The organism is Holophagaceae bacterium (assembly GCA_016720465.1).
In the GTDB taxonomy this organism is placed as follows: Bacteria; Acidobacteriota; Holophagae; order Holophagales; family Holophagaceae; genus JANXPB01.
This window is the reverse complement of sequence record JADKKO010000004.1, coordinates 22,453-40,531: the sequence shown is the minus strand read 5'-3', so window position 1 is coordinate 40,531 and position 18,079 is coordinate 22,453. Positions and strand designations below refer to the sequence as shown.

The window sequence follows — 18,079 nt, the reverse complement described above, 5'->3', positions numbered from 1 at the left end:
TATCCATCTCCTTCATAATTTGTGGCAGGAGATTTAGTCGATGAACCTGGATGGAATTGCGGAATGTCAGCGGATGTTCCCCAACGATTTCGCATGCTTGGACCATGTGGTCCAACAGCGATGGGGAGGAAGTCCAACCTGTGAAATCTGCTACGGGACCAAGGGAAAGATCCGTGTCGACCGCCGCGTTTGGGCCTGTTCAAAATGTGGCCGTCAAATTCTGGTGTTGAAGGGGACATTGCTCTCTGGCACCCGGCTTCCGCTGACCCGTTGGTTCCTCGCCATCCGTGTCTTTCTTGATTCAAAAGGCGAATTGACGGCCAAGGACCTCCAGTTGGTGATCGGCGCTGAGAATTACAAAACTGCCGTGGCCTGGTTAAAGAAACTCAGGCAGTCTGCGGGCCAGATCTTCACTGCCGCAAGTGAACGCCCTTGTCCGATGAAACGTCTCCGGATCGCTCTTCGTTCCTCGCGCCCAGCGCCTTCGGGCGTGATGTTGGCCAGAAAAGTGGTAAGCCGGATCAAAGCCCTCCGCCCTGGGAAACTGGTCTCGGGCCACCGCCAGACTGCTTGCTTCGAAGGGTGGTGCAATAGCCCAGGTTTGAGGCGAGCTAAGAAGGCCAGTTTTACGGAGCGCCTTCTGGAACTGGGCTTCCATTTGGTGCTTTCGGCGGGAAGGGTAGCTACTTTTCTGCTTAATGTCCGATCGCCAACCTCTCGCTCCCGGAGGAGGGCTCCAAAATTTGACTTTCGCTTAATATTCGCCTATCTTGTACCCAGGGCCTAGCCATGTGGCAGCAGCAAGTTCGTTATCGGGTAAAACCCGGCTTCTCGCCAGAGGTCGGGGGTCGGGGCCCAGTTTGGCCCAACTCAAACGGTTCATTCCCAGTTCATCGTGGCCGTTCATGGGTCACGACTGATACCTTCAGTATGCTAATGCCGCATTTTGGGGGAGACGTGGACGCTCGAATTGACGCGCGGCAATGCTTCCACGGCAATTCCTCACAGGTCAACTGGATGGGTTACCACATCACGGACGTGGAGGCCTTCACTGCGTTTTTGCGTGGCCCAGCGCATGACCGAGTAAGAGATCTTGCGCTCGATGCGTCATTCCAGGATCAGATGCGGGATCTTGGCGGGACCGGCATGAAACTAGGTGTTTTAGAGAAATTCTTAGGGGCTGTTTCACCAATCAAATCATGGCAAATCGGAGAAGCGATCGCGGAGTGTTTGCTCGCAGAAGGCTCCGCATGGCAGGCCCGATGGCCATGGAATATGCAGCGAGATGCAAGGACTCCTCGTGCAAGCCTGCCCGGGGCAGATTTGGTGGGTTTCAAAACAGCCGGTGGCGAAGTTCTCTTGCTCATTGGCGAGGTCAAGACTTCAAGTGATGCTTCAAATCCGCCAGGTGTCATGAACGGGCGGAATCAGGGTCTTGCTTATCAGGTTGAGAACCATTCAGTGGCCTTTTCAGAGGAGCATCTTTGCCTTTTGAAGTGGTTGTGGGCCAGGTGTATCGGCAACCAGGAAATGGAGGATTTCTACAAACAGGCCACGGAGCGATATTTGAAGTCTGAAGGGCAGGACTTCCTCCTCGTAGGAGCGATGGTCCGGGACACCCCGCCCAACGAATTGGACTTGAGTTCCAAGGGGCGTTTGATGGGGAGCCGGATCACTGCGCCGACGCAACTTCACTTCCTTGCTTGGTACACACCCTGCGCCATTCCTGATTGGCCTGGCCTGATTTCTGGAGGGGCATCATGAGCCCTTCTTGGATTCTTGATTCAATTGATGCGTCGCGTATCGAAGAAGCAAAAGGAGAAGCCGCGCGACGCAGAATTTTTAAAGCTCTCCAACTTCAGCCTGGGTTTCCATTCGGTGAAAGTAATCTGGATCATGCATCGCGGGTGCTGGACTTGGCTTTGTATGGGCAGCTTCTTCAGCCGGTGCCGGATATTGAACAGATTCGTAGTCTCGCATCACGGACGTTTGAAGTGATGCGCACCATCACGGCACCCGAGGGGTCTGCGGACCATCTCGAATGGTTGCTTCGGCTGACGTGTTTGGCTGTGCTGGCGGATAGGTCAGCCGATGCTCGACGCATCCTCAAATTGGAACCGTTGGAGGTAGATGGCGTTTCAAACGAATGGGGGCAGCGCGTCAAGAATTCGATCTACTCTGCATGGTTACTTATCATCCGAAAACAAGGTTGGGAAGACCTCCGAAAAGTCCAGGAAAGCGTTGATACTCTCCGCACGCTCCAAGGTGAATTTGAGCAGCACTACTTGGAAGCTCAAGGCGAAGGCCAAGTCGGCAAGACCGCCGCCTGGGAGCTGGTGGCCTTGTACCACCTCGCTAAGGCCGCCGAATTGATGGCCGCGTTCACCAACCAAGGGGTTGTGGAAGGCACATTCGATATCGGTCCGAAACTCCAGGCCCAATTCGACCGTGCGCTGTTGGCTTGTGAGCATGGCAATCTTGCAGCCCTAGAAGTATTGGTACGGACTCTTGCCCTTTCCTCAACCGAGTTGTGTCGCAACTCCATCTGGTCCATCTCTCGTGCAGTCCCGTCCAAGGTCCGCAAGTTTATTGAAGGTCTTGCTTCCCCTGACCGTCTGAACCCGCTGTTCGAATTGCTGCCGCCGCAACGGCGAACGCTTCAAGAAAGGGGGCTGATTTCATCTGGCCGTCGCTCCATCGTGATTAGCTTGCCCACGTCTAGCGGGAAGACTCTGATCGCCCAGTTCCGGATTCTCCAAGCATTGAACCAATTCGAGGACGTTGCCGGGTGGGTAGCCTACCTGGCACCCACCCGGGCACTAGTGAACCAGATCACGGCCAATCTGAGGCGGGATTTTAGCCCGCTGGGCATCTCCGTCGAACGTGTGAGCCCGGTTCTGGATGTGGATGGCCAGGAAGAGAATTTATTGAACGACCAAGATCCCCTATCCCGATTCCGGGTCTTGGTGACGACGCCTGAGAAACTCGACTTGATGCTCCGCATGGGATGGGAGGACAAGATCGGCCGACCTCTCACGCTCGTTGTGGTGGATGAAGCCCACAACCTGGATTCAGAGAGTCGTGGCCTGAAGCTCGAACTGATGCTGGCCACCATCAACCGGGAATGCCGTGAAGCCCAATTCCTCTTGCTCACTCCCTTCATTCGAAACGCCAAGGAAATTGCTAGCTGGTTGGATCCCAACAACAACGAAGATTTCGACATGTCGGTTGAATGGCAACCGAACGACAGGGTCATTGCCCTGAGCAGGCCCGTGCAAGGTCCAGCCCGGGATGACTTCCATCTGACCTTCACAACCCTGCATACCAGCAAGAACACACTAACCCTCCCAGAGTCCGTGGCTCTCCCGGAAAACAGGCCGCTCTCCTTTAAATGGTCGGACGTAAAAAACGGATTAGGAAAGATTGCGGCAGCCACAGCTGACATCCTCAAGCACCGGGGAGCTGTGGTTGTGCTTTGCCGGGATCCCGGGTCCTGCTGGAAGGTAACGGGGCATCTCCTCCGCCAACCACAGCCCACCCAGAACTTGCCCGACGACGTGCAGGAGGTCTGCGACTTCCTTCACGCAGCCTTCGGGTCTCGTTTTCCTCTGACCGAGTTAGTGGAACGTCGAGTCGGGGTCCACCACGCAGGGCTCCCAGAAGATGCTCGGTGCCTGATGGAATGGTTGTTGACGAACAATCACATCGATGTGCTAGCAGCGACCACAACTCTTGCACAGGGCGTGAACTTTCCGGTGTCCGCCGTCGTTCTGGTTTCTCAGTATTTGCCCAGGAGGTCAATGACCTCTTCGGAATTTTGGAACATTGCCGGACGGGCCGGTCGTGTCGATCAAGGAGACCTGGGCATCGTAGCGATTGCATGCGACGGCGATGAGCAGGAAGAGACACTCACACAGTTCGTGAATAAAAGCGTTGAGGACATCAATTCAAGGCTCGTCAGTATGGTCCAGGCTGTCCTGACAGCGGCTGGTGAATTACCTCATCTTGCTGACCTGTATCAACGCGTTGAGTGGTCACCCTTCCTTCAGTACCTTGCCCACACTTACCGTCAAATCGGCGACCCCTATAAATTCGCTACGCAGATCGAGGAGATTCTTCGAGGCACTTTCGGATTTGCCTCCCTTCGCCAAACCAACCCAAGGGCTGCGATGCAGTTCCTTGATGTCGTCCGCCAGTACGCGGAACAGCTCCAAGGGCACCCATTGAAGCTCGTCGATCTCACAGGCTTCTCTTGGGAGAGTGTCAGCTTGGCGTTGGCCAGGTTGAGGACCGAACAGATCACAGCGAAATCCTGGGACACCTCGCGTCTGTTCGCTGGGCCCAGCCTTCCTCTTCAGAAAATGATGGGAATTCTGCTTGCGGTCCCTGAGCTGCGGGAGAACCTATCCGAGGCAATCGGGGGAACGAAACCTGATGGGAATCTGTTGGCCAGGATCGTTTCGGACTGGGTCCAGGGCGCCAGTCTAGAAATCATGGCTGAGCGTTACTACAACGGTGGCAAACCCTTTTCCGAAACCCCCCCTGACGAGGCCACACTCGCCATGACTCACTGCGGCCAAAGCCTTTTCGGACGGCTCACTCAAACTACTTCTTGGGGCTTGGCGGCGCTGCAGTCCATGACGGTGAAAGACGCCGACAGGGAAAAGCTCCCTCCTTCTGAACAGCAGTCCTTGAAAAATCTTCCAGCTCGGGTGTTCTACGGTGTGAATTCCGACGAAGCAATCACACTCCGCTTGCTGGGAGTCCCAAGAGAGGCCGCGCAACCCTTGGCCCACGGTCTCGGGAACGAATTCTTGGCCAGGCCTTTGTCGCAGATCCGAATGGATCTTCACGGCAATGGCGCACGGCCATGGGTCGATGCATTAGGGCCCATCGGAAAGGCATATCACCGAGCCTGGACCATAATGGAAGGTAGCGATTAGCCCTGTCTTCCCCCCATCTCGTTGATCGGAGTCCATATGTCTCGCAATCGCAACACCGACATCGCAGGCAAACCCTTCGGCCAAACCACAATCGGTGTGGTGTGGGCGAAGGGGCGACCCATAAATGGTTATGAACCAAAGGACTGGCGCTACGACATCTGTGGCAAGCCACTGAAGTTCACAGACTACGGCAACACGAAATCGAACCACGGCTGGGAGGTTGATCACATCAAGCCGGTCGCGAAAGACGGAACGGACGATCTGGACAACCTCCAACCTCTTCAGTGGGAGATCAACCGGGACAAGAGCGATACCTACCCTTGGCCTCCCTCAAAGAAGTAAAATTGGACACCCTCTTACTCGCCTGAGGCGCACTCGACTTGTGGAGAGGGCCGAGCTGTGGGTCTGTTGGACGCCTTGCCCACATCGTGTGGTGGCCGCGTTGTTTAACTTGAAAAGGATCTTGGTTTTGTAAGCGGACCCACCAAAGTTCAGGGGGACTCTTTACGAGTCCCCATTTTGAATTCTCAGAATGGTAGTCAATCATGCGTACAGGCACCAATATCCGGATCTCCACCATCGATTAGATTACGGATGGGCAATTTTTTGAGCTGCGAGGCTATCTCCCGTTCGGTCTCCAGTCCCAAGACGGGATAGAGCTTCATGGGCACGTTCACATTCGCGGTCGCTGTCTGGACGACGTCGAAGGCCGTTTGGTTGACATCCTTCCTGGAGGGAACCTTCTTCATGCTTCAAGTATGGGACAGGCGTCCAAGGGCTCCAAGGGCGCCTTCCCGGAAAGAAATTTCAAACTGACCCACTACCGAAAGCGGGCGAAGGCGTGGTCTTCGTGGATCTATCCAGAACCACCCACTTCGAAGTAGAGGCCGAGGTGGTCTACGCTTATGCGGGCGAGCGCTTCGAGACACAGTGGAAGACGTTGGTGGAAGTGGAACAGCACTTCGCCAACGCGGGCCTATTGCGCATCCACCGGCATCTGCTGGTGCGGCCGGAAGCAATCGTGGGACTGAAACCTACCTTTGGTGGGCGCGTGATCGTGACCCTTCCTGGGGGCATCGAATTGCTGGCCAGCCGTGGCGCGACATTGATCCTGAAGGGACGGCTAGGGCTCTCATGATTCCATCTGGTAACTTAAGGCACCGCGATGAAAAGCTGAATGAATAACGCTTTGTGAATATCAGTTTGTTTCCGTCTCCCTGTTTCTGAAGGTTTTGATCGACCGCCCCAACAGGCCAGATTCCTCACTCTAGAACTGCGATGGAAAACCGGGGCGGGTCAATAAGGGGGAGGACTCACATTATCCTTGGCCCAGTTCTATGTGGAGACGTCAGATCTGAATTGCTCGCTTTGCTGGAGCTGCACCTTTCCATTGGCCATGAACTCGACTAAAAAGCGGCGCTCGCTTGAACACGCCAGGAATTCGCAGGCGGCCGCTCTACTTGGTTCGCTTCGGTAGGCGTGATGGTGGCAGATCTATGAAGTCAAGCTCTTCATCAGGAGGGGGGGGCTTGACGGGTTCATAAGGGGGAAGCTTTCGAATGTACGACGAAGTGTCGGGATCAAAGATCATCTTGCGAGTCTCGAATTTTTCGGGTGGTCCATTTAGGTTTCTCAGAGTCCCCCAGGGCACCTCATCAATATCCATCTCCATAGCTACAAGACATTGCAGGAAGAAACCCAACGAGAACGTGCCCCGATTGATTTTGTTCGTCAATATCTGCGGTTTTACTTCCTGGCCGACTTTCTCGAAGAATCCTATGGACAACTGCGAATAGTCCATTCGACGGACGTGGAGCAGATCCTTGACAAGCCGCGCGGCGTATTTGTCCCAAGGACTGTCCATGGCTCCTCCCTTTCCATTCAAGCACAAAAAAGAAAATTATTTTTAATTTTTGACTTGATTTAATCAAATTTGATGTATATACTTTGATTATTAGAACCAACATCTTTCCCTCAGGTGCTCCCCAGATGATCCAACAAACGCCCCTTCCACTGTTGCCAAGGAATCATGCACCAAGCATCGGCCAGGTGGGTGGAAGGTGAGCACCGATGCGGCCACGACTTACCAGGCAACCAAACTTCGCCCCCTGAACAAGATAGAGAGGGCTCTGCACCGGGGAGAACCGAAGTAAACAACCCGCATTGAAAAACCCTGGGATGGTCAGATCCCAGTCGGCAACCAGCTAAAAATTTCCAGAAATCTTGCCAATGCTAAACCGCTCATTGAATCGAGGGGTTCGGGGAGGCGCGTCTTTAAAGCGGCCTTCGATGCAGAGGAACTTTCAGAAAGCGTCCAAGCCATGTTGACCCAAATTGAATTGCACGACTTGTTCAAAAGCCTTGGAACCCCAAGCGCTGGAATGCGGTTGGTGCAGAAGGCCCGCAAAGAAGCCCCAGTCAGGGAAGTGCAATCCCATCGCGGAAACGTGATCACTCGCTATGCGAGCCAGAAAATGGGTCGGGCAATCGCTGCGGAGAGCCGGACGGTTGAATTCCCGGCCATCGTCCAATACGAGCATGACCCAAAGATTTTGGAGTACTACCCACAGCCGGTGAAGTTGGACTTGATGCTGACAGAGCGTGGCACCAAGAAACCCTTCCGGCTTCAGCATACCCCCGACTTCCTGCTGATCACCACAGACGGATTTCGCCTGGAGGAATGGCGCGAGGAGGAACGGCTCATTGGCCTGGCGCGAAAAACGCCGGGACGGTATCTCCGAACCGATGATGGGTGGCGCTTCCCGGAGGCCGAAGAATATCTTGCTTCTCTGGGAATCGACTATCGACTGCATTCAGCCGATGAGCACCCGCAGCAGTACGTCCAGAACCTGATCTTTTTAGGAGACTACCTGACACCGGGGTGGCCACCTGTCGAGCAGAAGGCCATAGCCACATTGAAGGGTTTCTTCGAAGGCCAGGCTGTCATTCCGCTGGTTCATCTGATTGCTCGGATTGGAACGAAAGTGAACGAGGGTATATCTGGTGTGGCGGTAGGCGACATGGGTTCTGTCGAAATCGATGTACCCAAAGTCACTACGGATGACATCTACAAAGCGATCGCAGATGGCCAACTCACTGTCGACCTGGTCAATGACGACCTCGGGGAGACGGACAGAGTGCTCATCTACCGGGATTTGGCAGCGATGCAGTTCCACCGCCGAATTGAAGAAGCAGCCATGGCTGAATGTCTAGAGACTCGCGTCGCATCAATTGAGGTAGGGGCCAAGCTGACCTATGAAGGCCTTCCCTACGAGATCTCGTTGATCGGTGATACGAAGGTCCTGTTGAAGGGAGAACAGGGCACGAGCGAGGTGGATATCTCAGTGCTTGAGACATTGCACGCTGAAGGAAAGCTTGAGCTGCAGGCTAGTCAACATCCTGGGCTAACCATTTGCGACACGCTTAATGCAGTCTCTCCCAATGCCATCGAGTCCGCGCTACAACGCGGTGGATGGCTCCAGATGGCCGCCGTGGATCCCAATTCGGTGCCTCGATCGAAACGGAGCCTTGAACGGTATCGCAAGGCCATGCGTGAAGCAGGCGGGAGCGTGGCCGAACAGCATCTTTCCTTAGCTACAAAATATGAACGATGCGGAAATCATGCCCGGAAGATTCCGCAGGAATTGCTTGATCTGATCGCGAAAGTCGCGCAGGAACAATTCAACAATCCGAAGAACATCACCAAAAAGGCGGCCTACCTATACCTCCTGGATGGCTGCCAGGAGGCGGGTGTGCGCCCCTGCTCGCTTAGGACGTTCCATAAAGAACTCGAAAACCTAAAATCCATTCGGGCCAGGAAGGGGAAGCGCTGGGCTTACCAAACCGATCCCATCGTCTGGTACCTCCATCTGAATGAGTCCATCCACGGCGTCCGCCCCTTCCAGTACGTTCACATCGACCACACCGAATTGGATCTTTTGATGTGCGGTCCGGGTGGGAAGAATTCCCTTGGAAAGGTGTGGCTCACATTGGCAGTGGACGCTGAGTCACGGGCGGTCCTCTCTTTCTATTTGAGTTTCGAGGCGCCGTCCTACCGCTCCTGCATGATGGTGCTGAGAGACCTCGTCCGCAGGCACGGCCGGATGCCGGAAATGCTGGTGCTCGACAATGGCAAGGATTTCAAATCTAGGGCCATGCAGCGGGTTTGCCAACTATACGGGTGCAGCATCCGATACCGGCCAGCGGGCCAATCGCGGCACGGATCGGTAATGGAGCGCCTGTTTGGAACGGTGAACACGCAGTTCATCCATTTGCTGGAAGGCAACACTCAGCTCATGAAGCATGCTCGGATGACCACCAAGAGCGTGCTACCCGAAAACTTCGTCACCTGGACCCTTACGGCCTTGCATGGCGCCATGGATTTCTTCTGCAAGCGGATTTACGGGACGGAGATTCATCCGGCCCATGGTGAGGCACCCCTTGAGCATCTGGAACGTCGGCTGACGGAAACGGGCGAACGCCGGAATCGGCTGGTCAGATACGACGACACCTTCCGGATTGAAACCTGTCCGAGCCCCCAGGAAGGGGATACGAGGGTGGTGGATGGACAACGCGGCGTAAAAATCACTCACATCTGGTACTGGAACGATGTGCTCCGGAAACCAGGCGTCGCCGGACAGCCTGTGGAGGTTCGCGTCGACCCCTGGGATGTTCGAGTTGTGTATGTGTTGGTTGGAAACCAATGGCACCGGTGCGTATCCAAGCTCATGGGGACGATCCGAAACCGTACAGAGATCGAACTTCGGTATGCGTTTGCCGAACTTGCAAAAAAATCCAGGATCCAGAAAAAGGAGCTTTCTCCCGAGCGGCTTGCGGAGCACCTGCGGCTGCTGGATGCCAAAGCCTGGGATCCACGATTGGGTGAGCAGCAGGCCGAGGCAAAGACGCTCTATGGTCCATTGGGAATGACCCTGGCGACCTCCGATGTTCAAGCCACCCGGTGCGAAGGCAAAGATGAGGCCCTCGGTACTAAGCAGCTAGGCCAGTCCAAGGCACGGAAGGCTCAACGAGAAACCGCCACCAGCACAGCAACAGCCTCCAGGACACTTCCTGCGGCAGTTAAACCCGCCAATCCGTTTGGCGTCCTTAAAACGACACGGCAGGTACCAAACGAAACCTTACTTAAGGAGCGAGACGATGACTACGAATTCTTCTGATCTCATGCCCGGCCTCATCAGCCACGACGAGGCGCTCAAGCTGTCGGTGGAGCAGAAGCTGGCCTACTTTCGTGCGGTGAGGCTTCTTCACCCTCGCATCAACGAGGTGTTGCATGATTTGGAGACGATGGCCCTTCCGGGATCAGGGACGGATATCGCACTCTTGATTGGACCCACCGGGGTCGGGAAATCCACTGTGGTGGACGGCCTCCGAAAACGGGTTATAACGAACCATCTCCAGGCAATAGAGGAAGATCCCAGCTTCATTCCAGTGGTGGTGATGGAAGCACCTTCCTCTGGTGAGCGGATGTTCTCGTGGCGTATGTTCTACCTCCGTCTCGGAGAGGCGTTGCAGGAGCCCCTAATGGGGCGGAAACAGGAAACTACCCTCAGTGATGGCAGGACTACCGTACGTAATGTCGCTTCTGGCAACACAGTGACAGCCATGCGTGTAGCTATTGAGAACGTATTGAAATTCCGGCGTACAGCCTTGGTGGTGGTGGATGAGGCGGTGCATCTTCTACGCAACCTTCACGGGAATTCCCTGGCCAACTATATGGACGCCCTTAAATCGCTATCAAATATCTGCGGTGTAACGCTGACACTCGTCGGATCCTACGACCTCTATCAATTAATGGAGCTGAGCGGCCAGGTTGCCCGTCGCAGTGCGGTCGTTCATTTCAGGCGTTACCTGACCGGAGTGGAAGCGGATGAACAGGCATTCCGTATCACACTCGAAAAGCTCCAGCGGTGCATCCCGTTGGAGAACCAACCTGACTTGATGCCGTACGCTGATGACCTTCAAGCAGGCTCAGTGGGGTGTATCGGAATCCTCAAGGACATCTTGGCCCGCGCACTGGCCCATGCCTTGCAAAACAAGGGAGTGTGGTCAGAGAGCCTGCTGGAGAAAGCCATGTTGTCCCAGAGCCAGATGGAGTCAATTCTCGAAGAGACAGTGACGGGGGAAAGGCTGATCCAGAAGGCCACGTTTGGTTCCGGAACCTTCAAATCCATGGGCCTTGCAGCCAAAGAGGTGGAGTGTCGGATTGGAGCAACGACGTGAGCCAGGTGGCTGAAGCTTCCCCGGAAATTGAGCTGCTAATGCTGGGCCTTGTCGATCCCCTCCCTCGAAGGTCGACGCTCGCCTCGCTCCAGCCACTTGGATTGGGAACTCCCTTTCGGGAGAGTCTGAGCAGCTACTTTCAGCGATTGTCGGATCAGCATTGCCTTTCACCTAAAGTAATCGCCCGGGAATTCGTGATTCCGCAGCTTGGGTTGCGTGCGGGTGTCCGGGCGCATCAGGCTGATAGGTTTTGGAGATCCTCGTTCTTCAATGGAATGGGGGAGGTGCCATCCAACTGGGTCAAAACGATCGAGAACCTTACCGGAGTCCAGGGGCTGAATTACCTCACACTGCTCCCTTTGCAAGGGTTGGTTGGGCTACCAGGAACCGCGACCCACGAAAGGCATTGGTGCCCGCTCTGCCTCCATGAGGGAGTGGTTACTGGCAATCCCTATGGGCAGCTCCTATGGGAGATCGGTGCCGTGAAGGCATGCCCCAAACACGAAGTGAAGTTAGTGAGCACGTGTGGGTGCGACCCAGCAGAAAGACTTTCTTCCTTAAAGATCAAGCACCTTCCCCATCTCTGTGATCATTGCGGGATGACGTTGGCGAAGGAGCCGGGTTGTTGTTTGGAATCCGCTTCTGAAACTGAGATTCGCGATGCCAGGTTGGTGGCGGGTCTTTTGGGAAGCAGACTCTTTAAATCGGGTTTGCCGCAGCCAACAAGCCGAATGTTTCGTTATTTTATAAAAGAGGCCGTTCGAGTTGCATGTGAAGGTAACGCGGCTAAGTTGGCGGCGGCCCTCCGTGTCAGTAAGGGCACCGTTAGCGGTTGGGTCCATGGCCACCACAATCCAAGCTTGGACCAAATCATTGCCATTGCAGGGACCCTTCACGTCGCGGTTAAGGAGGTGCTTACGGGACAGGGGATTGTCTCCCTATTGGTTCGCCAGGAAAGGAATGCCCGACCGTGGCCACGCAAGCGCAAGCCTGCTTCTAAACGTCCGACTGCCGAAATGTGCCAGGAACTGGAGAAGTTGTTGGAAGCCGAGCCTCCTGTTTCCGTTGCGACGGCTGCACAGATCATGAAGACATCCCCCCGTGAGTTGCATCGTCGCTGTGGAGACATCTGCCAAACGATCACGGCCAGACGGCAGGCCAGGATTACGGAAGACGCCGTAAATCAAAGGCTAACGAGGCTGGAAAGCGTTCGTGTGGTTGTGGCCCAACTTGTCCAGGAGGGTGAATTGACCACGCGGCGTAGGATTGAGGCTCGACTGGAAGGCGTCCCAAAATTCTTTCTTTCCGTAGAGGCGAAGGCGGTAGCGGCGATTTGCAAATCGGTTAAAAACGGATTTCGTTTCGGATCCCCCCGTACCGGGCTCATCAGAAGTTGACGATTTGAATCCTCTCGTTTCGTTACTTCATCAACGCAACAATATCTGCCACAGCATCTTCCGGAACGTAAATGCGGAATTCATCGTGGTCATCACTAGAATCGAAGAGTCCAACAGAGGTGTCTCTAATCGGGACTGCTAGCCGACCTGAGTCGTCTACATCGACAAAGTAGCCTCGATCGGGTTCGGCATCTCCAAGCATCTTGAATTCCACATTTTCTTCGACGAGGTAGTATTTCGGCTCCCCTATTCCGTGTCTACGCAACACGCTGTGTACTTTATCGCGACCATCGGCTTGTGCCAGAAAGACTAACGCTTTCTTGCCATCAACTGGCACTCGTTTGAATAAAACGCGGCTCAATAGCCGCTCTCCAAGATCTCGAAGTACCTCGTCACCTTGATCGCGCCTTGCTAGATGTTCAATGAGCGCCCAGATCACATGGTCGTCCAAGGCCAGAAACTCCTTCGGGGTACAGGGGCGGCCGGACACCAGTGACACGACAGACTGGAAAGCATCGCTGACCTTTAAGTCGCCAGATCTTAGGGCGAGATCTTTCAAACGACGCAAGAACAACCCAACCATGCCCTCGGCACATCTGGTCGTCTTGTGCGTGTAGACCGTGTCATACATAGCCCGGCGTGCGTTTAGAAACGCTTGGACGACACGATATCCCTTGCGGCGATCGAACCCAATGACGGGGTCACCCGACTCAGTAAACCCAATTGTGCAGGTGGATATCAACCAATCGACATCATAGTGCCCATACCGCACCCCACAATTGTGAGCATCGCGCAGAAGAAAATCACCACGATCCACGTCAACATCACTTGAGAGCAACCGTGGTAAACATCGCACCCAATGACGCCCCAGCAACATCTCACGAATTCGGGGGGGGAGATCGTGCTCATTCTTGCTGAGGCGTCGATAAAGCGGTCCATCCTCCCAGGAAAGGAGAGCCTGGCTTACCATCTCGTGCCACTTCAGTTTTCCATAATCGCCTTGGGACCATGACAGGCCGAGGGAATGAGCCCATTCCTCCCGGGCATACTGCACTCCAACGATCTCTCTCTCCCAAGCGTGTGAGAGGGGACCATGCCCTAGGTCGTGGCATAGCGCCGCAACTGCAAGATCCCTAATTTCGTACTCACCCGGCCCAAGCTCCGGGATACAGAAGGATTTTGCCTCTTCCTGTAATTGCTTGCCAAATCGGACTGCTAGATATGCAGCACCGAGGCAATGACTGAATCTAGAGTGTTCGGCTGCCGGAAAAACAAAATGGCATAGTCCAAGCTGCGTTATGCGCCGAAGCCTCTGAAGTTCTGGAGCGCTGAGGAGCTCAATTACAATCCCCTCCATGCCACGGAATTCCATAAGACCGTGAACTGAATCTTGTACTCGTTGAACGGGCCCGCGCAGCATCGTTGGGATCTCTCTAACTAAACTGTTAGACAGCAACGCCTAGGAGCGCCCTTTTAAGTTCTGTCAGTGAGCGTTGCTGCGCCTCATCAAGGCCTTCAACTCGCTCGATTTGATCAATTTTCTTCTTAAGCGCTTCCTTACGGGATTGTGGCGCCAATGCAAGACTCTGCGGATCGGGAAGGTATAACAAAATTTGCCTTAGAGCTTCAATTGGAGAAAAGCTACCCGATTCGCTTCGACTTGGTAAATAAGCAGAAAGATGAGCGTTAACTGAGGTCAGAAATTCTGCAGCGGATGGCCTTTTTGCAGCAGAACGTTCCAAGGCTGGCATAAGTACCTGTTGAAAAGGAAGCGGGATCAGATCTACTCGAACCCACTTGTCCCATTCATCCGTAACCCGATGAGCCAATTCTTTTTCGAATGCAATACGATTTACCGCATCTGATACCCGCGGGATAGGTTCGCGTTCCGTGATGAGAGGAAAGCGCCCAGTCAACCCCTTGAACATTGTTGCGGCGAGTGCCCAAATGTCGATGGCCTGGGGATTGTCGATGGATGTCTTTGTAAGGAGTTCCGGTGGCCTTGTTCGAAGCGATCCTGTTGGCGTACTCTCTGGCAAAAAATCCTTAACGCGCCGACAAATGCCAAAATCCAGGAGGACATAACATCCATCCCGTCCAATGTTGTCTGGCTTTATGTCGCCATGCACCAATCCATCGTGGTGAATAAAGGCCAGAGCACTGGCAAGATCATGTAACGCGTTCGCGGCCTCTTGGTATCCATCGGCCTTCCAGCCATCGTTGAGAACCAATACTTCCTTCTCAACTAAAAAGGGTTCGCCCGCAGAGTTTCTTAAGGGATACGAGGCGACAATGTTTGGATGTGGTCCCTCCAACGAGAGTGGATGGGACTTCCCTTCACGTTCGCCAATGAGATCACGGACTTCGGTTGATCCCATGACGCGCTTGAGGACAACTCTACGTTGGCTTGACTTCCATCGTGCAAGGAATACCTGTTTCTGACTTCCCGTTTTGGGGAGGCGTTCATAGACTAGGTCTAGCTCTACTGGTGGATCCAAGGTTAGGCAGTCTATGACCGCCTCTGGATCATTTCGATGCCGACGAAGCCAAGATCCTAGTGACTGAGTATTGAGAGTCTTGTTTGCGGTGAGCTCATCAATGCATGCATCAAGGGCAATCACGGCCTGGTCGTCAGCCCACTGGTTTTGCAGGAGCTCATTTACGACTGCTTGGAGTAATTCCTCCTGATTAGGCTTGAAGAGACCTGCCTCGCCCGGAATACGACTAAGAAAGGCCTCAATCTTCCGGCCTGTATTCTCGCCAATCATGAACCCTGACGAAAGTAGGCGGGGGTTCGGTGAAGGCAACGAATGGTCTGCTATCGCTGCAACAGGCCTCGTCGCAGGTTTGGGACTAGACGCTTCTTTCGTGGTCATGGATATTTCTCCGGAAGTTCGTCGAGTACACATTGAACAAGGCTCGGTGCGGTTGTCGTGTCAAAGGCAATCCAATTAATGCGTTGGCATTGTCTTTTCCGGGATTTCCAATCTTGGACGCTATATCGAATGTGCTTCGGATGGCAAAGTTCACTGGGGTTCCTCAAGGGTCATCTATGGTGGAATCTAGTTCTAGACCACTTCATGCTTTTCTTGTTCTACCACTTTCCAGAAATAGTTGTAATTTTGATGTGCTCTCCCCGGCATGAATTTTCTAACATGCCTAATTTCAGTTCATTTTGTTGGGCTCATAATACCTGATCAGGGGGGTGGAGCCGTCGGATGCCACATGGTGTGAGATTTCTAGCCAACGAAGAATCGACCGGGATCTGGTTTTTTGATCCACATTTTGGATGCCTGGCGTTCATTCGAGTAGAAGTTGATCTGCCAAATTCCATCGCAAAATTTAGTCCTAAACGTTCAGCATGAAGATGACGAAAACCAACCCAATGTATTCAGAAATTGTAGAACCATAGTTTGTCGCGTCGTGTAAAAGAACCATAGTTTGTCGTTTGCGACAAACTATGGTTCCTCGACACAAAAGCTCCGCAAGGCGGAGCTTTTTTGTTTTGGTGGAGGTGGAGGGAATTGAACCCTCGTCCAAGAAACGTCGAATGGTGGCTCTTCACAGGCTTGTTCCGCTGTCGTGGCCTCTAGGGGTTTGCGCGGACGACCCACATCGAGGACTTTCCCCCTGATCTCGGCCCGGCTGCGGGGGTGTTTCGCGAGGCCCATTCTGTTCCTTCCGCCGGCAGACCGGAGTCACCCTTTGGAAGGTTTTACGAGCCCGTTACCAGAAGATCGCGGGGACTCGCTCGTTGCTTAAAAAAATTAAGCGGCGAGGGCCAGTTCGAAGTTATCGTTGGCAGTTTTGTTTGGGCGGATTGTTAAGGGGGCCATCCGTCCAACCCCCGCCTGCACCATGCACCCGAGTCATAACCTGTCGAAACCGGTCACCCCCAGGGACCCGCCTCCAAGAGCCGCAAAGCGGCGATTGGGAGCGGAGGACTAGATGTCCTCCGCGATAGGTGGGAGGACCCGCACTTGCGCCTCCCGCGGGAGGCCGCATCGCGCGGATGTCAAGTATGAGGCTCAAGCGAAGCCTTTGCTACACTCGGTTTTCGGAGGACCGCGATGCCCATCTTTGAATACCGCTGCGATGGCTGCGGCGGGACACTCGAAGCTCTGGTCCGGGGGGCGGAGGCGGAGCCCGCGCTCTGCGCGGCCTGCGGGGGCAAGCTGTCGCGGCTGGTGTCGGCGCCGGCGGATCTTAAACGGCTGGGCGGTTTCTTCCACAAGGAAAAGTTCACCGATGCGGAGATTGCGTCGAAGGGGCTCACCAAGTATGTGAACCGGGGCGATGGCACCTATGAGAAGGCCGCTGGGTCCGGACCGAGCATCCTCGACCGGGACAAGCTGCCGGGGTAGCTGGGGGCGAGGGTCGAGAGCCCTCGGGACAGCATCGCCACGGGCGCGCGCCTCAATCGTTGATCGAAAATCCGCAGCCACAGGGTTTAGGGATCAAACCCCCGTTGCGGTGGCCATGGGCATGCCGTGGTGTTCCACGACCACCAGTTCGCTGCCGTCGTCCAGGACCAGGATGGTCTGGTCCGCCTCCATGCGGGCCTCCACCACCATGTGGTTCACGTAGCGATTCTTGGGATCCCGGTGCCAGGCGATGCCGGTGGCGCAGGTCTCGAGGTAGGCCTCCACCAGGGGCTCCATGAACCGGCCCAGATTCTCGAACGTGCGCTTGAAGGCGTGTTCGAACCCTGTGGGCATGGTTTCGGGAAGTCCCGCGGCGCGGAGGAAATCCTTGGCGCCTTGGGTGGCCGCGAACTCCCGGCCTTGTTCGCTCCATTCCCCGCCGGGCAGCCAGGGGGACCAGCGCATGCCTCCGGTGCCCGAAAAGGTCATGCGGCTGAGCACCGCGGCGGTGTCGCGCCGCTCGCCCAGGTACAGGAATTCACCGATGTAGGGCGCATCCAGCGGATTGCCCACGAAATCCAGGCGGCTTTCGGGGTCATCGTGGAGGATGACGGACCTCAAGGGCAGCTTTCCAAAAAGCAGCGCCATGAGCTCGTCGACCGGACCCGGATTGGGCCGCTGGAGCCGGGCCGCCCAGTCCGATAGGCCCAGCCGCAGCGTGGCCAGGCTGGTCACGCCCGCCGGAACGCCCGCGGGCCCGTAGGGCAGCGGAACGTGGCGCCATTGGACGGCGAGGGCCGGGAGCACCTGCTGGAACAGGATCAGGGCCGGATCCCAATCCCAGTGCCGTTCTGGCGTGTAACCCATCTGATGGCAGAGGGTGAACCATTCTTTGGACGGGGCGGGGTCGCCCCATTCGAAAATCTCGGCGCCATCCAGGAAGATGCGGAACTCCGGATAGTGCTCCTTCCGCTGCCAGTCCCCGGCGAGATGCACCGCCACCTCATGGGCGCCGATCCGCCCCCGGGCGCTCTCCAGGTAGGGGTGGTCCTCGGAGTCAAGGAGAACCAGGGGTTCGCGAAGGATCCAATCCGTATTCATGGGGCACCTGCATATGCAATTCGCACTAAGCAAG

The 18,079-nt window shown here is 55.1% G+C and carries 14 protein-coding genes and 1 other RNA gene; 9 read left to right on the top strand and 6 right to left on the bottom strand.

Translation table 11 applies throughout. The features are described 5' to 3' along the window. Positions 1 to 40: 40 nt before the first annotated feature. The 4 genes from IPQ13_07675 to IPQ13_07660 all read left to right on the top strand — a co-directional run bounded on the left by IPQ13_07675 (position 41) and on the right by IPQ13_07660 (position 5,285). A complete protein-coding gene (locus tag IPQ13_07675) occupies positions 41 to 787 on the top strand; it encodes a transposase (protein ID MBL0210769.1) in 747 nt (248 codons plus the stop codon). Positions 788 to 957: 170 nt separating this feature from the next. Further along, positions 958 to 1,764: a hypothetical protein gene (locus IPQ13_07670; GenBank protein MBL0210768.1), complete on the top strand. Its 807-nt coding sequence runs from the start codon at positions 958 to 960 to the stop codon at positions 1,762 to 1,764. Continuing rightward, positions 1,758 to 4,943 carry a DEAD/DEAH box helicase gene (locus IPQ13_07665; protein MBL0210767.1) on the top strand — a complete coding sequence of 1,062 codons (3,186 nt, stop codon included), beginning with the start codon at positions 1,758 to 1,760 and terminating at the stop codon, positions 4,941 to 4,943. The genes IPQ13_07670 and IPQ13_07665 overlap by 7 nt, the downstream gene beginning before the upstream one ends. Before the next feature lie 36 nt (positions 4,944 to 4,979). Further along, a complete protein-coding gene (locus tag IPQ13_07660; protein MBL0210766.1) occupies positions 4,980 to 5,285 on the top strand; it encodes an HNH endonuclease in 306 nt (101 codons plus the stop codon). Between the two features lie 197 nt (positions 5,286 to 5,482). Here the strand turns inward: IPQ13_07660 and IPQ13_07655 are convergent, their stop codons facing one another. After that, positions 5,483 to 5,692, bottom strand: coding sequence for a hypothetical protein (locus IPQ13_07655; protein MBL0210765.1), 210 nt, complete (start codon positions 5,690 to 5,692; stop codon positions 5,483 to 5,485). A 92-nt stretch (positions 5,693 to 5,784) separates the two neighbouring features. Between IPQ13_07655 and IPQ13_07650 the strand changes: the two genes are divergently transcribed. After that, positions 5,785 to 6,081 (top strand): LytTR family transcriptional regulator DNA-binding domain-containing protein, encoded by a 297-nt coding sequence (locus IPQ13_07650; protein MBL0210764.1) that lies wholly within the window; start codon positions 5,785 to 5,787, stop codon positions 6,079 to 6,081. A 318-nt stretch (positions 6,082 to 6,399) separates the two neighbouring features. On the opposite strand, the gene IPQ13_07645 is transcribed toward IPQ13_07650, so the two are convergent. After that, positions 6,400 to 6,807, bottom strand: a complete 408-nt coding sequence (locus IPQ13_07645) for a hypothetical protein (protein ID MBL0210763.1) — start codon at positions 6,805 to 6,807, stop codon at positions 6,400 to 6,402. 457 nt (positions 6,808 to 7,264) lie between these two features. Between IPQ13_07645 and IPQ13_07640 the strand changes: the two genes are divergently transcribed. Genes IPQ13_07640 through IPQ13_07630 form a run of 3 tightly spaced genes read left to right on the top strand, consistent with a single transcriptional unit; the run spans position 7,265 to position 12,580 of the window. Then, complete coding sequence (locus IPQ13_07640; protein ID MBL0210762.1) at positions 7,265 to 10,120, top strand: DDE-type integrase/transposase/recombinase; 2,856 nt, start codon at positions 7,265 to 7,267, stop codon at positions 10,118 to 10,120. Next, positions 10,101 to 11,183, top strand: coding sequence for an AAA family ATPase (locus tag IPQ13_07635; GenBank protein MBL0210761.1), 1,083 nt, complete (start codon positions 10,101 to 10,103; stop codon positions 11,181 to 11,183). Before IPQ13_07640 ends, IPQ13_07635 begins: the two co-directional genes overlap by 20 nt. Beyond that, positions 11,180 to 12,580, top strand: coding sequence for a helix-turn-helix domain-containing protein (locus IPQ13_07630; GenBank protein ID MBL0210760.1), 1,401 nt, complete (start codon positions 11,180 to 11,182; stop codon positions 12,578 to 12,580). Before IPQ13_07635 ends, IPQ13_07630 begins: the two co-directional genes overlap by 4 nt. Positions 12,581 to 12,602: 22 nt before the next feature. Here the strand turns inward: IPQ13_07630 and IPQ13_07625 are convergent, their stop codons facing one another. The 3 genes from IPQ13_07625 to ssrA all read right to left on the bottom strand — a co-directional run bounded on the left by IPQ13_07625 (position 12,603) and on the right by ssrA (position 16,477). Then, positions 12,603 to 13,952 carry an HD domain-containing protein gene (locus tag IPQ13_07625; protein ID MBL0210759.1) on the bottom strand — a complete coding sequence of 450 codons (1,350 nt, stop codon included), beginning with the start codon at positions 13,950 to 13,952 and terminating at the stop codon, positions 12,603 to 12,605. 73 nt (positions 13,953 to 14,025) lie between these two features. Further along, positions 14,026 to 15,456, bottom strand: a complete 1,431-nt coding sequence (locus tag IPQ13_07620; GenBank protein ID MBL0210758.1) for a hypothetical protein — start codon at positions 15,454 to 15,456, stop codon at positions 14,026 to 14,028. A 630-nt stretch (positions 15,457 to 16,086) separates the two neighbouring features. After that, positions 16,087 to 16,477, bottom strand: a transfer-messenger RNA (tmRNA) gene (gene ssrA / locus IPQ13_07615). Positions 16,478 to 16,650: 173 nt separating this feature from the next. Here ssrA and IPQ13_07610 point away from each other — a divergent pair. Next, on the top strand, positions 16,651 to 16,944 hold the full coding sequence (locus tag IPQ13_07610) for a zinc ribbon domain-containing protein (protein MBL0210757.1): 294 nt from the start codon (positions 16,651 to 16,653) through the stop codon (positions 16,942 to 16,944). 93 nt (positions 16,945 to 17,037) lie between these two features. Here IPQ13_07610 and IPQ13_07605 read toward each other — a convergent pair whose 3' ends face one another. Further along, positions 17,038 to 18,045, bottom strand: coding sequence for a hypothetical protein (locus IPQ13_07605; protein MBL0210756.1), 1,008 nt, complete (start codon positions 18,043 to 18,045; stop codon positions 17,038 to 17,040). Positions 18,046 to 18,079 lie beyond the last annotated feature (34 nt).